This window comes from Amycolatopsis sp. WAC 01416 (assembly GCF_003947485.1).
Classification (GTDB): domain Bacteria; phylum Actinomycetota; class Actinomycetes; order Mycobacteriales; family Pseudonocardiaceae; genus Amycolatopsis.
The window spans coordinates 320,035-337,849 of the sequence record NZ_QHHX01000001.1 but is presented as its reverse complement, the minus strand read 5'-3'; the positions used below and the strand labels follow the sequence as shown (position 1 = coordinate 337,849).

At 68.4% G+C, this 17,815-nt stretch carries 21 protein-coding genes; 16 read left to right on the top strand and 5 right to left on the bottom strand.

Features of this window, described 5'->3' with window-relative positions; genetic code table 11:
• Positions 1–78: 78 nt before the first annotated feature.
• Together DL990_RS01700 and DL990_RS01695 are read left to right on the top strand one after the other, a co-directional pair.
• Positions 79–1,266 carry a pyridoxal phosphate-dependent aminotransferase gene (locus tag DL990_RS01700; protein ID WP_125797696.1) on the top strand — a complete coding sequence of 396 codons (1,188 nt, stop codon included), beginning with the start codon at positions 79–81 and terminating at the stop codon, positions 1,264–1,266.
• Positions 1,267–1,351: 85 nt separating this feature from the next.
• Positions 1,352–1,537 (top strand): hypothetical protein, encoded by a 186-nt coding sequence (locus tag DL990_RS01695; RefSeq protein WP_125784844.1) that lies wholly within the window; start codon positions 1,352–1,354, stop codon positions 1,535–1,537.
• Here DL990_RS01695 and DL990_RS01690 read toward each other — a convergent pair.
• From DL990_RS01690 to DL990_RS01680, 3 genes are all read right to left on the bottom strand, one after another.
• A complete protein-coding gene (locus DL990_RS01690) occupies positions 1,534–2,361 on the bottom strand; it encodes an SAM-dependent methyltransferase (protein WP_125797695.1) in 828 nt (275 codons plus the stop codon). The genes DL990_RS01695 and DL990_RS01690 overlap by 4 nt on opposite strands.
• 92 nt (positions 2,362–2,453) lie before the next feature.
• A complete protein-coding gene (locus DL990_RS01685; protein WP_125784846.1) occupies positions 2,454–3,044 on the bottom strand; it encodes an HAD family phosphatase in 591 nt (196 codons plus the stop codon).
• Positions 3,045–3,046: 2 nt separating this feature from the next.
• Positions 3,047–4,075 (bottom strand): low specificity L-threonine aldolase, encoded by a 1,029-nt coding sequence (locus DL990_RS01680; protein WP_125784847.1) that lies wholly within the window; start codon positions 4,073–4,075, stop codon positions 3,047–3,049.
• Between the two features lie 135 nt (positions 4,076–4,210).
• Here DL990_RS01680 and DL990_RS01675 point away from each other — a divergent pair, with 135 nt between their 5' ends.
• The 10 genes from DL990_RS01675 to DL990_RS01630 all read left to right on the top strand — a co-directional run bounded on the left by DL990_RS01675 (position 4,211) and on the right by DL990_RS01630 (position 12,833).
• Entirely contained in the window at positions 4,211–4,729 is a 519-nt protein-coding gene (locus DL990_RS01675) for a SigE family RNA polymerase sigma factor (protein WP_125784848.1), read from the top strand.
• Positions 4,716–5,420, top strand: a complete 705-nt coding sequence (locus DL990_RS01670; protein WP_125797694.1) for a hypothetical protein — start codon at positions 4,716–4,718, stop codon at positions 5,418–5,420. The genes DL990_RS01675 and DL990_RS01670 overlap by 14 nt, the downstream gene beginning before the upstream one ends.
• 23 nt (positions 5,421–5,443) lie before the next feature.
• The gene (locus DL990_RS01665; protein ID WP_125784850.1) at positions 5,444–6,046 is read left to right on the top strand and encodes a TetR/AcrR family transcriptional regulator; all 603 of its coding nucleotides are present in this window, start codon (positions 5,444–5,446) and stop codon (positions 6,044–6,046) included.
• A gap of 74 nt (positions 6,047–6,120) precedes the next feature.
• Entirely contained in the window at positions 6,121–7,551 is a 1,431-nt protein-coding gene (purB, locus tag DL990_RS01660; protein WP_125784851.1) for an adenylosuccinate lyase, read from the top strand.
• Positions 7,552–7,714: 163 nt separating this feature from the next.
• Positions 7,715–8,542 carry an ABC transporter substrate-binding protein gene (locus tag DL990_RS01655; protein WP_125784852.1) on the top strand — a complete coding sequence of 276 codons (828 nt, stop codon included), beginning with the start codon at positions 7,715–7,717 and terminating at the stop codon, positions 8,540–8,542.
• 5 nt (positions 8,543–8,547) lie between these two features.
• Positions 8,548–9,321 carry an ABC transporter substrate-binding protein gene (locus tag DL990_RS01650; protein WP_125784853.1) on the top strand — a complete coding sequence of 258 codons (774 nt, stop codon included), beginning with the start codon at positions 8,548–8,550 and terminating at the stop codon, positions 9,319–9,321.
• Positions 9,322–9,329: 8 nt separating this feature from the next.
• On the top strand, positions 9,330–10,112 hold the full coding sequence (locus DL990_RS01645; protein ID WP_125797693.1) for an ABC transporter substrate-binding protein: 783 nt from the start codon (positions 9,330–9,332) through the stop codon (positions 10,110–10,112).
• Positions 10,113–10,871, top strand: a complete 759-nt coding sequence (locus DL990_RS01640; protein ID WP_125784855.1) for an amino acid ABC transporter permease — start codon at positions 10,113–10,115, stop codon at positions 10,869–10,871.
• The gene (locus DL990_RS01635) at positions 10,868–11,608 is read left to right on the top strand and encodes an amino acid ABC transporter ATP-binding protein (protein ID WP_125784856.1); all 741 of its coding nucleotides are present in this window, start codon (positions 10,868–10,870) and stop codon (positions 11,606–11,608) included. The genes DL990_RS01640 and DL990_RS01635 overlap by 4 nt, the downstream gene beginning before the upstream one ends.
• Before the next feature lie 337 nt (positions 11,609–11,945).
• Positions 11,946–12,833 carry an MOSC domain-containing protein gene (locus tag DL990_RS01630; RefSeq protein ID WP_199746183.1) on the top strand — a complete coding sequence of 296 codons (888 nt, stop codon included), beginning with the start codon at positions 11,946–11,948 and terminating at the stop codon, positions 12,831–12,833.
• Here the strand turns inward: DL990_RS01630 and DL990_RS01625 are convergent.
• The gene (locus DL990_RS01625; RefSeq protein ID WP_125784857.1) at positions 12,716–13,522 is read right to left on the bottom strand and encodes an S-adenosyl-l-methionine hydroxide adenosyltransferase family protein; all 807 of its coding nucleotides are present in this window, start codon (positions 13,520–13,522) and stop codon (positions 12,716–12,718) included. The genes DL990_RS01630 and DL990_RS01625 overlap by 118 nt on opposite strands.
• 35 nt (positions 13,523–13,557) lie before the next feature.
• Between DL990_RS01625 and DL990_RS01620 the strand changes: the two genes are divergently transcribed.
• The 4 genes from DL990_RS01620 to DL990_RS01605 all read left to right on the top strand — a co-directional run bounded on the left by DL990_RS01620 (position 13,558) and on the right by DL990_RS01605 (position 17,172).
• Positions 13,558–14,439 (top strand): phosphoribosylaminoimidazolesuccinocarboxamide synthase, encoded by an 882-nt coding sequence (locus tag DL990_RS01620; RefSeq protein ID WP_125784858.1) that lies wholly within the window; start codon positions 13,558–13,560, stop codon positions 14,437–14,439.
• A 50-nt stretch (positions 14,440–14,489) separates the two neighbouring features.
• Positions 14,490–15,206 carry a DUF2334 domain-containing protein gene (locus DL990_RS01615; RefSeq protein ID WP_199746182.1) on the top strand — a complete coding sequence of 239 codons (717 nt, stop codon included), beginning with the start codon at positions 14,490–14,492 and terminating at the stop codon, positions 15,204–15,206.
• On the top strand, positions 15,203–15,934 hold the full coding sequence (locus DL990_RS01610) for a TetR/AcrR family transcriptional regulator (RefSeq protein WP_125797692.1): 732 nt from the start codon (positions 15,203–15,205) through the stop codon (positions 15,932–15,934). Before DL990_RS01615 ends, DL990_RS01610 begins: the two co-directional genes overlap by 4 nt.
• A gap of 71 nt (positions 15,935–16,005) precedes the next feature.
• A complete protein-coding gene (locus DL990_RS01605; RefSeq protein WP_125797691.1) occupies positions 16,006–17,172 on the top strand; it encodes a DUF418 domain-containing protein in 1,167 nt (388 codons plus the stop codon).
• Here the strand turns inward: DL990_RS01605 and DL990_RS01600 are convergent.
• Positions 17,169–17,804 (bottom strand): MBL fold metallo-hydrolase, encoded by a 636-nt coding sequence (locus tag DL990_RS01600; RefSeq protein WP_125797690.1) that lies wholly within the window; start codon positions 17,802–17,804, stop codon positions 17,169–17,171. The genes DL990_RS01605 and DL990_RS01600 overlap by 4 nt on opposite strands.
• Between the last annotated feature and the right edge of the window lie 11 nt (positions 17,805–17,815).

The window sequence follows — 17,815 nt, the reverse complement described above, 5'->3', positions numbered from 1 at the left end:
TCGTGAGTGGCGATTCGGGTTCTAACCCGAATCGCCACTCACGACCACCTGTACCGACCACGAGCTAGCCTCACCCCCATGTCTTTCCCTGGTCCCGCAACACGTTCCGACGTCCCGCCGTTCCACGTCATGGACGTCCTTTCGGCAGCGCAGGCCCGGCAGCGCAGCCACGGCGACCTCGTCCCGCTGCTCGCGGGGCAACCGTCCGCGCCCGCGCCGCGCCCCGTGCTCGAGGCCGCGCAGCGGGCACTGAAGGACCACACCCTCGGCTACACCGAGCAACTCGGCGTCCCGGAACTGCGTGAGGCCGTCGCGGCGCACTACAACCGCACGTATCCGGTCGACGTGAGCCCGCAGGACGTCATCATCACGACCGGTTCCTCCGGCGGCTTCCTGCTCTCGTTCCTCAGCGCCTTCGAGGCCGGTGACCGGGTCGCGATGGCGCGCCCCGGCTACCCGGCCTACCGCAACCTGCTGAAGGTGCTCGGTTGCGAGGTGGTCGAGTTCGCCACCGGGGCGGGGACGAACTTCCAGCCCACCGTCGCGTTGCTCGACGAACTGGGGCCGATCAAGGGACTGATCGTGGCCAGTCCGAGCAACCCCACCGGCACCGTCCTGCCGCCGGGTGAACTGGCCGCGATCAGCGGCTGGTGCGCGTCGCGCGGCGTGCAGTTGATCAGCGACGAGATCTACCACGGGATCTCCTACGGCGCCGGGCTCGATTGCGCCTGGCAGTACGGCGACGAAGCGCTCGTCCTGGGTTCGTTCTCGAAGTATTTCGCCATGACGGGCTGGCGGCTCGGCTGGATGCTCGCGCCCCAGCGGCTGCATCGCGCGATCGACGTCCTGACCGGCAACTTCACCATCTGCCCGCCCGCGGTCTCGCAGCACGCCGCGATCGCCGCGTTCACTCCGGAGGGGTACGCGGAGGCCGATGGCCATGTCGAGCGTTACCGGGCCAACCGCGACGTGCTCTTCAGCGGTCTCAAGGGCATCGGCATCGACAGGCTCGCGCCGGCCGAAGGCGCCTTCTACGCCTACGCCGACGTCTCCGCGTACACGAACGACAGTCTTAGTTGGTGCCAGCGGCTCCTCGCCGAGACCGGTGTCGCGATCGCCCCGGGTATCGACTTCGACGTGCGCGACGGTGGCCGGTTCGTCCGGTTCTCCTTCGCGGGCTCGCGCGAGGACATCGACAAGGGCGTCCGCAGGCTGGGCGACTGGCTCACAGTTCAGGGGGAACCCGGAGTTCTCCCTGAACGTTAGCCGGAAAGAAGGCGCTCACGACTCCCGCCTGACAACCTGGACTCACCGGGCCTGCTCGGGCACGGTGAGGCAATCGGAGGATGCCATGTTCTGGAAGATCGTCGGCGGCCTGATTCTGGCTTGGGTGGCCTTCATGGTGCTCGGTTCCGTGCTCGGTTTCCTCGTGAAGGCCGTCTTTTGGATCGCCATCATCGGCGGCGCGGTCTTCCTCGGCACGGCCGCGTACGGCGCCATCAAGGGCAAGGGCACCCCGAAGCAGCTTCGCCGCTAAGGCTTACGCGCCACCCCGCCGAGCGACGTGAAATTCACGGGCGAAGGCGGGGTGAAGCGCGGGCCGTCGGGCCACCACAGGTGCGGGTACGTCAGCCCGGGCTCCATGAGGTCGACTCCCTCGAAGAACGACTCGATCTCCTCGCGCGTCCGGTACAGGGTGTCCAGCCCTGTGCCGTTGAAGCGTTTTTCGAGTGACGTCGCGATGTCGGCGGCTTCGGTGCCGTCGGCGGGATTGTGCTGGTGCAGCAGTGCGACGAACGAGCCTGGGGCCAGCGCGTCGACGTAGGCGCGGACGATTTTCCGCGCCTCGTCGAGGTCCTGGATGTGGTGGACGATCGCACACAGGATCAACCCGACCGGTCGCTCGAATTCCAGCCGGTGGGTGCGCGCGAGTTCCTCGATGACCTCGTCCGGTTTGGTGAGGTCGGCGGCCGCCATATGTGCGAAGTCGTTCGCCGCGAGCATCGCGCGGCCGTGCGCCTGGACCACCGGATCGTGGTCGACGTAGACGACCCGCGCCTCGGGGTTGTACCGCTGCGCGACCTGATGCGTGTTGTCCGAGGTCGGGAAGCCGGAACCGAGGTCGAGGAACTGGTCGATGCCTTCCCGGTCGGTCAGGTACCGCACCGTCCGGACCAGCCAGTGCCGGACCTCCTTGGCCATGACCCTGGCATCCGGCGCGAGTTCCAGGATCTGCCGCAGCACGACCCGGTCGGCCTCGTAGTTGTCCTGGCCGCCCATGAGCGCGTCGAAGACCCGCGCGATACTCGGCCGATCGAAATCGACGGGCACGAGCGGCCGCCGGCCGTCTGGACCAGGCATGGGCACCTACCGTGGGAAATCTCGGTTCGGGACGCGAACCAGCTTAGGTCATCCGCTTCACCCCGCGTAAGCGGATGAGCGGCGAGGGTGAATTATTCCTCCGAAGAGCCGAAAGCAGATTTCGCTGTTGTCACGCCGACCCAGCGTTCCGCCTTCATCCCCACCGCGCGCGCACCGTCCACATTGGACTGTCGGTCGTCGAAGAACAGGCAGTCGGCCGGCTCGGCGCCGAGTTCGGCGAGCAGGATCCGGTAGATCTTCGCGTCGGGCTTCATGCAGCCCAGGTCGCCGGAGAAGAGCTTCACGCGGAACAGGTTCGCCCATTCCTGCTCGCGCACCCAGCGTCCGAAGGTCGACGAAGCGTTCGAGAGCAGCGCGAGTGCCGCGCCCGCTTCGTGCAGTCCTTCCAGCAGATCGAGAACGTCCGGTTCGACGTGTGTCCAGCCGGTGACGTCGATGCTGGTCAGTTCGTCGGCGAAGGCCTTGTCGACCGGGAAATCCAGCGCGCGGCCGACGCTCTGCCAGTACTCGAGATCCGAGCCGCCGGAGTCGTACCGGTCCCGTTCGGCCCAGTAGTGCGGTTCGAAGTCGGCGACTTCGCGGTCGAAGGCCTTGGCCAGTGTGGGCAGCGCGTCGGTGTGCGCGCTGATGACGTCGCCGTAGTCGAAGACGATCCAGTTCACGTTCAGCCCCCGGTCTTGATGCGTTGAAGGGTTTCTTCGATGTCGGCCGCCGAGAGGTCCCGGTGCGCCACGAAGCGGATCTTGCCCGAACTGGGCAGCGTCCGGATGCCGAGCCCGGCCAGCCACGCCAGCCGTCCTTCGAGGTCGGGCGCGGTGACCTGCACGATGTTGGTGTCGGGAGTGTTGACCTCCCAGCCGTGCTCGGCGAGCCCGGTCGCGAGCCGTGTGGCGTTCTCGTGGGTCTCGGCAAGATCGCCGACACGGTCCAGCGCGACCATGCAGGCCGCGGCCAGCACACCGCCCTGGCGGATGCCGCCGCCGAGCATCTGACGCATCCGCCGCGCCTTCCCGATGAACTCCGGGCTGCCCGCCACCACCGAGCCGACGGGTGCGCCGAGCCCCTTGGAGAAGCAGGCGGAGACGGTGTCGACGCCGACCGTGAGCGCCGCGGGCGGGACCTCCAGCGCGACGGCCGCGTGCCAGAGGCGGGCGCCGTCGAGGTGCACGGTCAGCCCGGCCTCCTTCGCCACCGCGACGAGTCGCGCGTGCTCGTCCGGCGGAGTGACGGCGCCGCCCGCGGAGTTGTGCGTGTTCTCCAGGCACAGCAGCGGGGTGTGCAGCGCGTAGTACGGCCCGCGCGGGTTGCCGATCGCGGCCGAAAGCGATTCGGGCGTCGGCCGTCCCGGTCCGGCGTCGTGCTCCAGCGGCTCCGGCATGCCACCCGCGAGCCAGGCGGCGGAACCGAGTTCGTCGGTGATCACGTGCGCGCCGCGCGGCGCGAGGAACCGGTCGCCACGCTGGAGATGGATGCTCAACGCGATCAGGTTCGCCATGGTCCCGCTCGGCGTCCAGAGCGCCGCGGGCATGCCGAGCAGTTTCGCGGCGCGCTGTTCCAGCGCGCCGACGGTCGGATCGCCGTCGAGGACGTTGTCGCCGACCTCGGCATCCGCCATCGCCTGGCGCATGACGTCGTCCGGCCGGGTCACGGTGTCGGAGCGGAAATCGATCAACGGGAGAGAGCGCGAGGTCACGGTACGATCACATCACATCGTCGGGCCCGCCATGAATCTCCTCCCCGGCTGGTCCCCCGCGCCCGCTCATGCAACCGTGGACGCCCCCGGTTCCGTCCTACCCACCGACGAGGCAAGAGCGGAGACAAAACCCGCGTGAACCAGCGCGACGAACAAGAGTTCGCGGAGTACTTCGCCGCGAAGCGGGACTCCGTGCGCAGGACCGCGTACATGCTCTGCGGTGACTGGCATCGCGCGGACGATCTCGCGCAGACGGCGTTCGTCGCGCTGCACCGGAGGTGGAAGAAGATCAGAGAACGGGCGGCGACCGACGCCTACATGCGGAAGACGCTGGTAAGGGCGGCCATCGACGAGTCGAGGCGGCCGTGGCGGCGGGAGTGGCAGACCGAAGAGCTGCCCGAACCGCCGCAGGACGGCTTCGACCTCGGCGAACAGGTCGTCACCAGGGAACACCTGCTGGCCGCGTTGCGCGAAGTGCCCCCGAAACAGCGGGCCGTGCTGGTGCTGCGGTTCTTCGAGGGACTCGACGTCGGTGCGGCGGCGAAGGCCCTCGGGTGCAGCGAAGGAAACGTGAAGAGCCAGACCGCGCGAGGGCTGGCGAACCTCAGGCAGGTCATGGAGAAGGAGGAGGTGGCACGGGATGGACGAGAATGACCTGAAGGCGTTGTTCCGTGACGCCCCCGGCGACGCGCCGTCGCCGACCTTCGACACTTCCGACGTCGTCCGCGCCTCCAAACGCGCCACTGCCCGACGCCGAAACGGTATCGCGGTGGCCTGTAGTGCGGTGGTTTTGGTCTTGGCCGGAGCGGGCATGTTCGGCGTGCTCGGCGGAACCGACCTCCAGCTGGGGAGCGGGGCCAAATCCGATCAAGAAGCGGCGACCGCCGGGCAACCCGGGGCCGCGTCCGCACGTCCTCTTGACAGCGGGGACCCCTCGAACTTCTCGAACCCGCCGCCTCAGCAGGGGGGCGACGGGCCAGAGAGGACCGGCCAGATGACGGCCGAAGGCACCTACGGGTGCGACCAGGTGGACCGGGAGCTCGCCACCGCCCTCGCTGGCGAGCTCCCGGTCCCCGTGGATGTCGCCAAGTCGACGCCCGGCGACATCTGTACGACGGGAGCCAGGTCCGCGGGGTTCCAAGTGCCCGGCGGCACGGTGACCGCGGCGGTCTTCCCCGCGGGCGCGGGCGTCCCATCGCTGCCGGCCGGCGCGTCCAGCGCGCAGCGGACCACCGGCAAGGGTTCGCTGGTGGTCGTGGTGAGCCTCGGCGACGGCTCGGGCAGGCCCGCCTTCTCCGAGTCCGACGTCGACAGGCTTGTCGGCGTGCTCGCCGCCCGCTACTGACCGACCTGGCAAAATAGCCCGCCATGACCGCCGCAGCGACAACGCCGAAGGGTGAGCGACGCCGTGCCGAGCTCATCGAGGCCGCCGCGTCGTTGCTGGCCGAGGGCGGATTCGACGCCGTGCGGCATCGTGCGGTCGCCGAACGCGCCGGGCTGCCGCTGGCCTCGACGACGTACTACTTCGATTCGCTCGACGAGCTCGTCACCGCCGCCGTGGAACACCACGCGAAGGTGGAATTGGAGACCGGACGGCAGCGCCTCGACGAGCTGGCGACCCGCAACCGCGGTGTCGAGGCCACCGTCGACCTGGTGCTGGACATGCTCCTCGGGCCGCTTCGCCCGGATCGCGAGGCCGACGCCGAAGCGGTCCTTCTGCGCTACGAACGCCTCGTCGGGACAGGCCGTCGCCCGTACCTTCGGCCCCTGATGCGGACGCTGTCCGCGCAGCTGTACGAGCTGCTTCACGAGATCTTCGCGCGCTCCGGCACCCCTGTGGCCACCGTCGAACTGGAGCGGCTGGTCGCCCTCGTCGACGGCGCCGTGGTCAACGCGCTGATCGAGGTCGACCCGGAGCCTCGTGCCGCCGCCTCGCGCATGCTCCAACGCGCCCTCGACCCCCGCGATTAGTCACCTACTTGCGTTCGGGGCGAGCGTTTTGTGGCGCAAGTAGGTGACGAATTGCGGGGGGTTAGTCTGGCCGCGTGACGGACAAGCCCCGCATCCCCAACGTGCTCGCCGGCCGCTACGCCTCGCCTGAGCTGGTCGAACTGTGGTCCCCGGAACGCAAGGTCGTGCTGGAGCGCGAGCTCTGGCTCGCCGTGCTCCGCGCGCAGGCCGACCTCGGCGTCGAGGTGCCGGACGGTGTCGTCGCCGACTACGAACGCGTGCTGGAGCAGGTCGACCTCGACTCGATCGCCGCGCGCGAGCGCGTCACCCGGCACGACGTGAAGGCCCGCATCGAGGAGTTCAACGCGCTCGCCGGACACGAACACGTCCACAAGGGCATGACGTCGCGTGACCTCACCGAGAACGTCGAGCAGCTGCAGGTGCGGCGCTCGCTCGAGCTGGTGCGCTCGCGGGTCGGCGCGGTGCTCGCCCGGCTCGCCGCGATCGCGGTCGAACACGCCGACACGGTGATGGCGGGCCGTTCGCACAACGTCGCCGCGCAGGCGACGACCCTTGGCAAGCGGTTCGCCACCGCCGCCGACGAACTGCTCGTCGCGTTCGACCGGCTCGAGAACCTGATCGAGCGGTACCCGCTGCGCGGCATCAAGGGCCCGGTCGGCACCGCGCAGGACATGCTCGACCTGCTCGGTGACGAGTCCACTTTGGACGAACTGGAGTCGCGGGTCGCGGCCCACCTCGGCTTCGAGAACGTGTTCACCAGCGTCGGCCAGGTGTACCCGCGCTCGCTCGACTTCGACGTGCTGTCCACCGTGGTCCAGCTGGCCGCGGCGCCGTCGAGCCTGGCGAAGACGATCCGCCTGATGGCGGGCCACGAACTGGTCACCGAGGGCTTCAAACCGGGCCAGGTCGGCTCGTCGGCCATGCCGCACAAGATGAACACGCGTTCGTGCGAGCGGGTCAACGGGCTCGCCGTGGTGCTGCGCGGCTACCTGTCGATGATCGGCGAGCTCGCCGGCGACCAGTGGAACGAAGGCGACGTGTCCGACTCCGTCGTCCGCCGGGTCGCGCTGCCCGACGCGTTCTTCGCGCTCGACGGTCTGCTGGAGACGTTCCTCACGGTGCTGGCCGAGTTCGGCGCCTTCCCGGCGGTCATTTCGCGTGAGCTCGATCGCTATCTGCCGTTCCTCGCGACCACCAAGGTGCTCATGGCCTCGGTCCGCGCGGGGGTCGGGCGTGAAACCGCTCACGAGGCGATCAAGGAGAACGCCGTCGGCGTCGCGCTCGCGATGCGGGAGCGGGGGCTCGCGGAGAACGACCTCCTCGACCGGCTCGCCGCCGACGAACGCATCCCGCTCGACCGCGGTGAGCTGGACAAACTCCTCGCCGACCGGATCTCGTTCACCGGTGTCGCGCCCCGCCAGGTGGCCGCGATCGCGTCGCGTGTCGAAGGCGTCCTGGCGCGTTTCCCGGAGGCGGCGAACTACTCGCCGGCCCCGATCCTCTGACCTGTGATCAGCCCCACCGCGGGGCGTTCACAGAGTGAGACGAAGTTACTCGATCGGGCGAAATGCCTAATCTCGATCGCTGAACCCGGAGCGCCAGGCCGCCCATGAGGCGGCCTGGCGTGTTTGTATCGCGCCCTGCGCGCCGAACCCCACGGAAGAAGCGATGAGATCCACGCTGTCGAAATTCGTCGCCGTCGTCACGGCCGGAGCGGCCACCCTCGCCCTCGCCGCCTGCGGCTCCGGTGACGCGGGCTCGACCGCCCAGAAGCTGCGGGTCGGCACCCTGACCGACGCGCCGCCGTCCATCTACCTGGAGAACGGCACCTTCACCGGCTACGACAACGAACTGCTGCGCGACATCGCGAAGCGCGAGGGCTTCGAGGTCGAGTTCGTCGGCACCGAGTTCGCCGGCCTGCTGGCCGCCGTCGCCACCAACAAGTTCGACATCGGCAGCTCCACGATCTCCACCACCGAGGCCCGCAAGAAGACCGTCGCGTTCAGCAACGGCTACAGCACCGGGTTCACCACGATCCTCACCAAGAAGGGCGCTGCCCTCAAGGACGTCGGCGCCTTCAACGGCAAGCGGCTCGGCGTCGTGCAGGCGTCCGTCCAGGACGACTTCGCCACCGGCAAGGTGCCCGGCGCCAACGTCGTGCGCTTCCCCGACTACAACGCGGGTTTCGCGCAGCTGAAAGCGGGCAGCCTGGACGGGTGGGTCGTGCCGAAGGACATCGGGCAGAAGTACATCGATCAGAATCCGGGCGTGCCGCTGGAGTTCGGCTACACCGTCGAGACCAAGGACACGCCGTCCGCGTTCGCCGTCCGCAAGGACAACAAGGACCTGCTGAAGAAGCTCAACGACGGCCTCGCGAAGGCCGTGGCGGACGGCACCGTCGCCCGCCTGCACGCTCAGTTCTTCAAGACCGAGCCGCTGCCCAAGGAACTCGAAAAGGGCGGCCCCGGCCTGCCCGTCCAGAACGCGGGGGTCTGAACACCATGAAGAAAGCCTTCCTCACCACGCTGGCCGCCGGCCTCGTCGCCGTGCTCGCCGCCTGCGGTGGCGGCGAGTCCGCCACCGAGAAGACCCTGCGCGTCGGGACGCTGAGCGACGCGCCGCCGAACATCTACGTCGAGAACGGCAACTACACCGGCTTCGACAACGAGTTGCTCAAGGCCATCGCCGCCAAGCAGAACCTGAAGCTCGAGTTCGCCTCGACCGACTTCTCGTCGCTGCTGGGCCAGGTCGCGAACAACCAGTTCGACATCGGCAGCTCGGCCATCGCGCAGACCGACGAGCGCAAGAAGAACGTCGACTTCTCCAGCCCGTACAACTTCGAAGTGATGAGTATCCAGACCAAGGACGGCTCGCCGATCACCGACGAGAAGGCCTTGTCCGGCAAGCGGGTCGCGGTCATCCAGGCGACCGTCGGCGACAAGTGGCTGACCTCGACCGTGCCGGACGCGCAGGCCGTGCGCTTCCCCGGGTACGCCCCGGCGCTGGCCGCGCTCAAGAGCGGTGCCGTCGACGCCTACGTCCTCGACCAGGCGATCGCCGAGACGAACGTCAAGGACAGCGCCGACGTGAAGCTCAAGATCGTCAAGTCCTTCACCACCGACGTGCCCCACGGCTTCGCGGTGAAGAAGGGCAACGCGGAGCTGCTCACCAAGATCAACGAGGGCCTGAAGCAGGTCATCGCCGACGGCACCTGGGTCAAACTGCACGAGAAGTTCCTGCCGACGGCCCCGGTCCCGGATCAGTTCAAGGCGTGAGGATCACGATGAAGAAGTCACTCGCCGCCGTCGTCGGTGCAGCCCTTGTGGCGGTGCTGGCGGCGTGCGGCGGCGGCGAGAACGCGAGCGGCAACACGCTGCGCGTCGGCACCCTCAGCGACTCGAAACCCAACGCCTATCAGGAAAACGGCGTGTTCACCGGCTTCGACAACGAGCTGCTGAAGGCCATCGCCGCACACCAGAACCTGAAGCTCGAGTTCGTCTCCACGGAATTCTCGGCCCTGCTGAGCCAGGTCGCGAACGGCAAGTTCGACATCGGCAGTTCCGGTATCTCGCAGACCGACGAACGCCGTAGGACGGTCGACTTCTCGGCGCCGTACAACTACCAGTCACTCGGCATCGAGACCCGCGAGGGCGTCGGCATCACCGACGAGAACTCGTTGACGGGCAAGCGGATCGGTGTCGTCCAGGGCACGGTGTCGGACAGCTGGCTGGCGGCCAACGCGCCCGCCGCGCAGGCCGTGCGGTTCCCGCAGGACGCCGCGACACTGGCCGCGCTCAAATCGGGCGCGATCGACGGCGCGATCTTCGACCAGGCGACCGCCGAGGACTACGCGGCGAAGAACTCGGACGCGAAGCTCAAGGTGGTCAAGGCGATCACCACGACCATCCCGCACGGATTCGCCGTGAAGAAGGGCAACACCGAACTCGCGGGCAAGATCAACGCGGGTCTCAAGGCGGTCATCGCCGACGGGACATGGGAAAGGGTGCACCGGCGGTTCGAACCGAACGCGCCGGTGCCCGTGGAATTCAAGGCCGGGCAGAAGTAAGTGGACGATTTCCTCAACACCTTCCTGAATTGGGAGTACATCTGGGAGGTCTTCCCGGACCTCCTCGGGACCGGCCTGCTGAACACGCTGATCATGTCGGTGTTCTCGGCGCTGATCGGCACCGTGCTCGGCATGGTGCTGGCCACGATGGGCCTGTCCAGCAAGGTGTGGCTGCGCTGGCCCGCCCGGGTGTACACCGACATCTTCCGCGGCCTGCCCGCGATCCTGACCATCCTGGTGATCGGGCAGGGCGGCGGGATCCTCATCCCGTCGATGGCGAGGAACACCTACCCGCTCGGGATTCTGGCGCTCAGCCTGATCGCGGCCGCCTACATCGGCGAGATCTTCCGCGCCGGCATCCAGAGTGTCGAAAAAGGACAGATGGAGGCCAGCCGCGCGCTGGGCATGAGCTACACCAAGGCGATGACGCTCGTCGTCATCCCGCAGGGCGTGCGGCGGGTGCTGCCCGCGCTGGTGAACCAGTTCATCGCGCTGATCAAGGACTCCAGCCTGGTGTACTTCCTCGGCTTCCTCGCCGAGCAGCGTGACCTGTTCCGGATCGGGCAGGACCTCGCGGCCAACACCGGGAACCTGTCGCCGTTGGTCGCGGCCGGGTTCTTCTACCTGGTGATCACCGTGCCGCTGACGCATCTGGTCAACTACATCGACAAGAAGCTGCGCACCGGCAGGAAGATCCGCGTCGACGACGACGGCGGCGAACTGGGCCTCCTGAACAGCGGAAAGGTGCCGATGTCATGACGACCGCCGTACGTTCTTCGAGTGTCGAACTCCGCGACATCCATGTCTCCTTCGGCACCCTCGAAGTGTTGAAGGGGGTGAATCTCAAGGTCGAGAAGGGCCGCACGACCTGCGTCATCGGGCCGTCCGGTTCCGGCAAATCGACCCTGCTGCGCTGTGTGAACCGGCTACAAGAGCCGGATTCGGGCGACCTGCTGCTGGGCGGCGAGAGCGTCATCTCGTCCGATCCGGACGCGCTGCGCCAGCGGGTCGGGATGGTGTTCCAGCACTTCAACCTGTTCGGGCATCGCAGCGTGCTGGACAACATCACCCTGCCGCTGCGCAGCGTCCGCAAACTCGGCAAGGCGGAGGCCGCGGAGATCGCGCACGCCCGGCTCGCCGAGGTCGGCCTCGCCGACAAGGCGCCGTACCGGCCGAGCGCGCTCTCGGGCGGGCAGCAGCAGCGGGTCGCGATCGCGCGTGCGCTCGCCATGGAGCCCGAGGTCATGCTGTTCGACGAGGCGACCAGCGCGCTGGACCCGGAGCTGGTCAAGGGCGTCCTCACCCTGATGGCGGGGCTTGCCGAGCGCGGCCTGACGCTGCTCGTGGTCACCCACGAGATGGGGTTCGCGCGCGGCGTCGCCGACGAGGTCGCGTTCATGGACGACGGGAAGATCGTCGAACAGGGGGCTCCGGAGGCAATCTTCGACGCTCCGCGTAGCGAGCGGCTTCAGAGGTTCCTGTCGCAGGTGCTGTGAACCGGTTGGGTCGTGAGTGGCGATCGGGTTAGAGCCAAGAGTGTCTTAGGTATCTACGTGGGTTCCGGCTGCGGTTGATCCCCCAGCACGGACTGAGTACCTGAAGGCCTCCAGTCAGGCGCTCACGTGAGTTTTCGCGGTCGTGGGGATGTCGTGAAGGGCCCCTTTGAGACGTTGAAGGTCTCAAAGGGGCCCTTCACGACATAAGGGCTCGACGGCGGCCCCATCGGAAGCACTGAAGCAGCCGCCCGCTCATCCTCGCCACTCACGACCACCTGTACCGAAGCCGCGAACCGTCGCTTACCACTCACGAGGCCTGACTCGCTAACCTGCGGTCATGGCGAGAGTGGCGAAGCTGGTCTATTACCCCGTCAAGGGCTGCGCGGGGACGTCGGTGGAAACGGCCGACGTCACCCCGGCGGGCCTCAGGTTCGACCGTGCCTGGATGGTCGTGTCGGCCGACGGCGAGTTCCGTAGCCAGCGGAAGCAGCCGGTGATGGCCTCGATCCGGGCCGAGGTGACCGGCGACGGCGCCCGTCTGCGGCTCGCCGCTCCCGGCGTCGAAGATCTCCTGGTCGAGACGGTCGCCGACGGCCCGCGGCATTCCGCGGCGACGTTCACCTGGCAGGGCAAGGGCGTCCACCAAGGTGACGAGGCCGCCGAGTGGTTCTCCGACGTCCTCGGCCTGCCGTCGGTGCTCGTCGGGCTCACGCCGGAGCACGAGCGCGTCACCAACGGCGAGATCCCCGGCACCGCGGCCTTCGCCGACGCGCACGCGATCCTGCTCACCTCCGAGTCCTCTTTGGACGGTCTGAACGAGCGGATCGCGTCACGCGGAGCCGAAGCCGTGCCGATGGACCGATTCCGGCCCAACATCGTCGTCGCGGGCTGGCCGGAGGCGCACCGCGAGGACGACGTCCGCTCGCTCACCGCCGGCGGCCTCGAACTGGGATACGCCAAGGTCTGCATCCGCTGCACGGTGCCGATGGTCGACCAGGACACCGGCAAGAAGGCCGGTCCCGAGCCGATCCGTTCGCTCGCCGACTACCGCCGCGAACCGGAGGGCGGCGTCTCGTTCGGGATCAAGATGGCGGTGACCGGGCCGGGTCAGGTGTCCGTCGGCGACGAGGTGATCGTGCACTCCTGGGCGGGCCCCAGCCCGAGCACGGCCGACGCCGAGCCGCCGTTCACGGCGACCGCGAGCCGTCCCGCGGAATCGGTGTAGAGCACGTTCCGGCCCGGCGGCACCGTGCCGAAGGTGTCGCCGATCAGCGCTTTCACCAGGACGTGTTCGCTGCTGACCGAGACCGTGCCGGACAGCCCGGCCAGTTCGAGGTCGGCGGGGCTCGCGGCCAGCTGGACGTTGCCGAAGTGGTCGACCGTGAGCACCTCGGTCACCAGTTTGCCGGGGAACACCGCGACGAACGGGTCCGGCAGCCGCACGAGGTCGTCGACGCGCGGCCCGAACTCCTCCGGAGCGACCCCGAGCGCGAGATGCGCCACCGCGGGGGCGAAGACATCGCGACCGTGGAACGTCGACGAAGTCACCGGAAGGCGGTAATCCGGTGCCGCTAGTTCGTACGCGGCTATCACCCCGCTGAGTGTTTCGGCGGCGGGAATGAGGAGCCCGTTGTCCGGGCCGACGAGCATTCCGCGTTCAGTGACCACCACGACGCCGCGCCGCGCCGTGCCGACGCCGGGATCCACGACGGCGAGATGGACGGACTCCGGCAGGTACGGCACGGTCTGGGCGAGTACCTCGGCGCCGGTCCTGACCTGCTGCGGAGGGATCCCGTGGCTCACGTCGATCACCCGGACGGACGGCGCGATCCGCGCGATCACCCCGTGGCACGCGGCCACGAAACCGTCGCACAGCCCGTAGTCGGTCGTGAACGAAACGCAGTGGATCGGCATGATCAGCCATCATCCTTGATCGCTAGGGTGCAGCCGTGACGACGCTCGAATACCCGAAGATCGCCGCCGGCAAGATCCGTGAGCTCTACGCCGTCGATGACGAGCATCTGCTGCTCGTCACTTCGGACCGGATCTCCGCCTACGACGTCGTCTTCGACACGCCCATCCCGGACAAAGGGCGAGTGCTCACCGCGATGAGCGTGTTCTGGTTCTCCCTGCTCTCCGATGTCCTCCCCAACCACCTGGTCTCCTACGAAGACGAACGCATCCCCGCCGAGGTCCGCGGCCGCGCGCTGCTGGTGCGGCGGCTGGCGATGCTGCCGTTCGAAGCCGTCGCCCGCGGTTATCTCACCGGTACCGGTCTCGCCGATTATCGCGCGCGCGGCACGGTTTGCGGCGTCGAACTTCCTCCTGGCCTGACCGATTCCTCCCGGCTCCCCGAACCCATCTTCACCCCCGCGACCAAGGCCGACCGCGGTTCGCACGACGAGAACATCGCCTTCTCCGACGTGGTCGGGCAGCTCGGCCGCGAGCGGGCCGAGGAAGTCCGGGAGGCGACGTTGGCGGTGTATCGCCGGGGCGCGGAGTTCGCCGCCGAACGCGGCATCCTGCTCGCGGACACGAAGCTCGAATTCGGCATCGACCGCGAGGGGAACCTCGTGCTCGCCGACGAGGTCCTGACCCCGGATTCGTCGCGTTACTGGCCTGCCGGCGGCTACGCGCCGGACAGCCCGCAGCCTTCGTTCGACAAGCAGCCGCTGCGGGACTGGCTCACCAGTCCGGCGTCCGGCTGGCACCGCCGGGACAGACCGGGGTCACCACCCTTGCCCGAGGACATCGTCGCCGCCACGCGGGCGAGGTACATCGAGTCGTACGAACGCATCACCGGCCGGTCGCTGCAGGATTGGCCCGCCTGACCGGCCGCGTTCATCCCGTTGTCAGTCCGCCGCAAGCCCGGGCTGGCGCAATGGGGACCGTGGACGCACGTTTGCTGGTTTCCCTGTCCGGCGTGACCACCCGGACGTTGCACCGCTGTGCCGACCTCGCGGCCGAGCTCGACAGGCGCAAGGTCCCGATGTCCGTGCTCTACGCCGCCAGGACCGGCGAGGGCCCTGTAACCGAGTGGATCCGGACGCGACGCGAGAACGGCGACTCCGTCCTCCTGCACGGTTACGACCACCGGATCCCACCCACCCATCGCGCCGTCCACCTGGGCAAACGCGCCGAGTTCGCGGCTCTTCCCGCGCATGAGGCGCGGCTGCGGCTGATCGCGGCGAAGGCGGCGCTCGACGCCAACGGCATGGCCGTCGACGGATTCGCGCCGCCGCGCTGGATCGCGTCGGAGGGCACCCTGCAGGCCCTTCGTGAGCACGGGTTCCGGCTGTGCGCGGATCTGGTCTCGGTGCGGGATCTGGTGTCCGGCCAGGTCCAGCGAGCCAGGGTGCAGGAGTTCGGCGGGCCGTCGCAGCGGACGGAGACCGTCCGGTGTTTCGCACTGGTGCTGGCCGCCGCGAGGGCCGCGCGCCGCGGCGGGCTGGTGCGGCTCGGCATCGACGCGGCGGACCTCGCCCGGCCGGGGCTGCGGCAGGCGTTCCTCGACGCGGTCGACGTCTCGCTGGAGAACCGCGCTTTCGGAACCACCTACGGCTCGCTCTCGCGAACGCGGGTTAAATTGTCGGGATGACCGACCAGGGTGACGCACCGGCGACGCTGTTGCGGCTCTGGCGGCGAGCGGAGCGCCCGACGCGCGGCAGGCCGTCGGTGCTCGACATCGACGGTGTCGTGGCGGCCGCGGTGGCCCTCGCCGATCGCGAAGGCGTCGTGAACGTGACGCTGGCGAGTGTGGCGAAGGACCTGGGCGTCACGAAGATGTCGCTGTACCGCCACATCGGTTCGAAGGCGGAGCTGCTGGAGCTGATGGCCGACTTCGCCATCGGCGATCCGCCGCCGGTGGAGCCCACCGGAGACTGGCGGGCGGAGCTGACCACGTTGGCCGAGGCCAACCGCGATGTCCTGATGAAGCACCCGTGGCTGGTCGAGCTGCCGCTCTCCGGCCCTCCGGCGGGCCCGCACGCGGTCGCCTGGATGGACGCGATCCTGCGCACGCTGCGCGACACCGGTCTCGACTGGGGCACCAAGGGCGGAATCCTGGTGCTGGTCGGCGGCTACGTCCGCCTCGCGTGCGCGCAGGCCATCCAGCTCGCCGAGGGCAGGAAGGACAGTGGGCTGAGCCAGGATCAGGCCGAGCGGGCCTACGGCAAGGGTCTCGCCGAGCTGATCGACCCCGAGCGTTTTCCCGACGCCGCGGGCTTCCTGACCTCGGGACTCGGTGGCTCCGAACAGAACTCCGACTTCGACTTCGGTCTCGACGTCGTTCTCAACGGCATCGCCGCTCTCGTCGACGCCGGCTGACAAAGCGCTCCTTCCATCATTAGTATCCGACGGACATTAATTAGTGTACGTTGGATACTAAAGGGGGATCCATGACATCGATACCGACGAGCGAGCGCGTGCTCGCACCGGACCTGGCCAGGGGATTCGCGCTCCTGCTCGTCGCGCTGGCGCATACCGCGAGCATCTTCCTCGGCAACACGCCGGGCGTCGACCAGACGCCGCAGGGCCTGGAACGGCCGTACTTCGTGGTGCTGTTCGTGCTCGTCCACGCGTGCGCGCTGCCGTTGTTCGGCATGATGCTCGGCTACGGGATCGTGCAGTTCGCCGATCGGCAGGAGGCGCTGGGGCAGCCGTGGCCGCGGACGCGCGGAGTACTGCTCCGCCGTCACGCGTGGCTGCTGGTGTTCGGCGTCGTCGACGGGGTGCTGTTGTTCTCCGGCGACGTGCTCGGCGCGTACGGTGTGATCGGCATGGTGTTCACCCTGCTGCTTTTGAGGCGTGGCAAGGGTTTCTATCGGCTTCCGGTGCTGTACCTGTGCTTCGGCCTTTGCTACCTCGCGGTGCTGATGTACCTGGTGATCAGCGGGAACACTGGCGGCGCGGCGGCGTTCCCCTCCGTCGAAGACCCGTCCTCCCTGGCGCCGACCTACGGCGACGCCGTACGCGAGCGGCTCACGGAATGGCCGATGACCACCGCGATCCTGCTGTCGTCGATCCTCTTCGTCTGGGTGGGCGCTTGGGCCGCGAAGAAGCGCGTCTTGGAGGAACCGAATCGAAGGCTTCTCCTCTTCGGCCTGTTCGGCGGCTTCGGTGTCGCGATCGCGGGCGCGTTGCCGATGGGGCTCTTCGCCGGCGACTACCTCGGCATGGACGAGGAAACCGCCGGGCTCGCCAAGCTGATGTACGAGGGCGCGGGCCTGTTCGGCGCGATCGGCTACATCAGCCTGTTCGGTCTCATCGGCATGGCCGTCGGGAAGAAACGCCGCGGCGTCGTGGTCACCGCGATCTCCGCCCTCGGCCAGCGCACGCTGAGCGCGTACCTGTTCCAGTCGGTGGCGTGGCTGATCCTGTCGCCGCCGTTCATGCTGGGGCTGGGCGGTGAGACGTTCGTGGCGGCCGCCTGCGGGCTCGGCGTGTGGCTGCTGACGGTCGTCGTCGCGTACCTGATGCACCGGCGGTCGTATCGGGGACCGGCGGAGATCCTGGTGCGGAAACTGGCTTTCGCGACACCCTCGGCTCGGGCGCGCTGCTGCTAAAGCTTCACCGGCTCCCCGACATCCAGCACCTTCACCTCGGTGCCTTCCGGGGCGAGGTTGGCGAACAGGCCGTAGTGCATCTGCGGCCGCGCCAGGACGGCTTCGTGGATCGGGACGGCGAGGCGCGGCGACACCGCACGCAGGTAGTCGACCGCCTCGCCTGCCTTGAGCCACGGGGCACCGGTGGGCAGGCCGAGGACGTCGATCTTCTGTTCCGGCACGAAGAACGAGTCGCCGGGGTGGTAGAACGCGCCGTGGTCGACGAGGTAGCCGACGTTCGGGATCACCGGGATCTCCTCGTGGATCACCGCGTGCTGGCCGCCGACGACGTTGACGGCGCTGGAACCGATTTCGAAGGCGTCGCCGGGGTTCGCGATCTGGAACTCGGCGCCGAGCTTCCCCACCGCCTCGGCGGAACCGGGGTCGACGATCAGCCGCACGCCGGGATTCGCCGCCAGCAGCGCGGGCAGCCTGTCCACGTCGAGGTGGTCGAAATGCTGGTGGGTGATCAGGATGGCGTCGAGCTCACGCTCGCCTTCGAAGCCCGCCGAGAAGGTGCCGGGGTCGATCAGGATCCGCGCGCCCTCGGTCTCCAGAAGGGTGCAAGCGTGTCCAAAATGGACGATACGCATCAGGGTTCTCC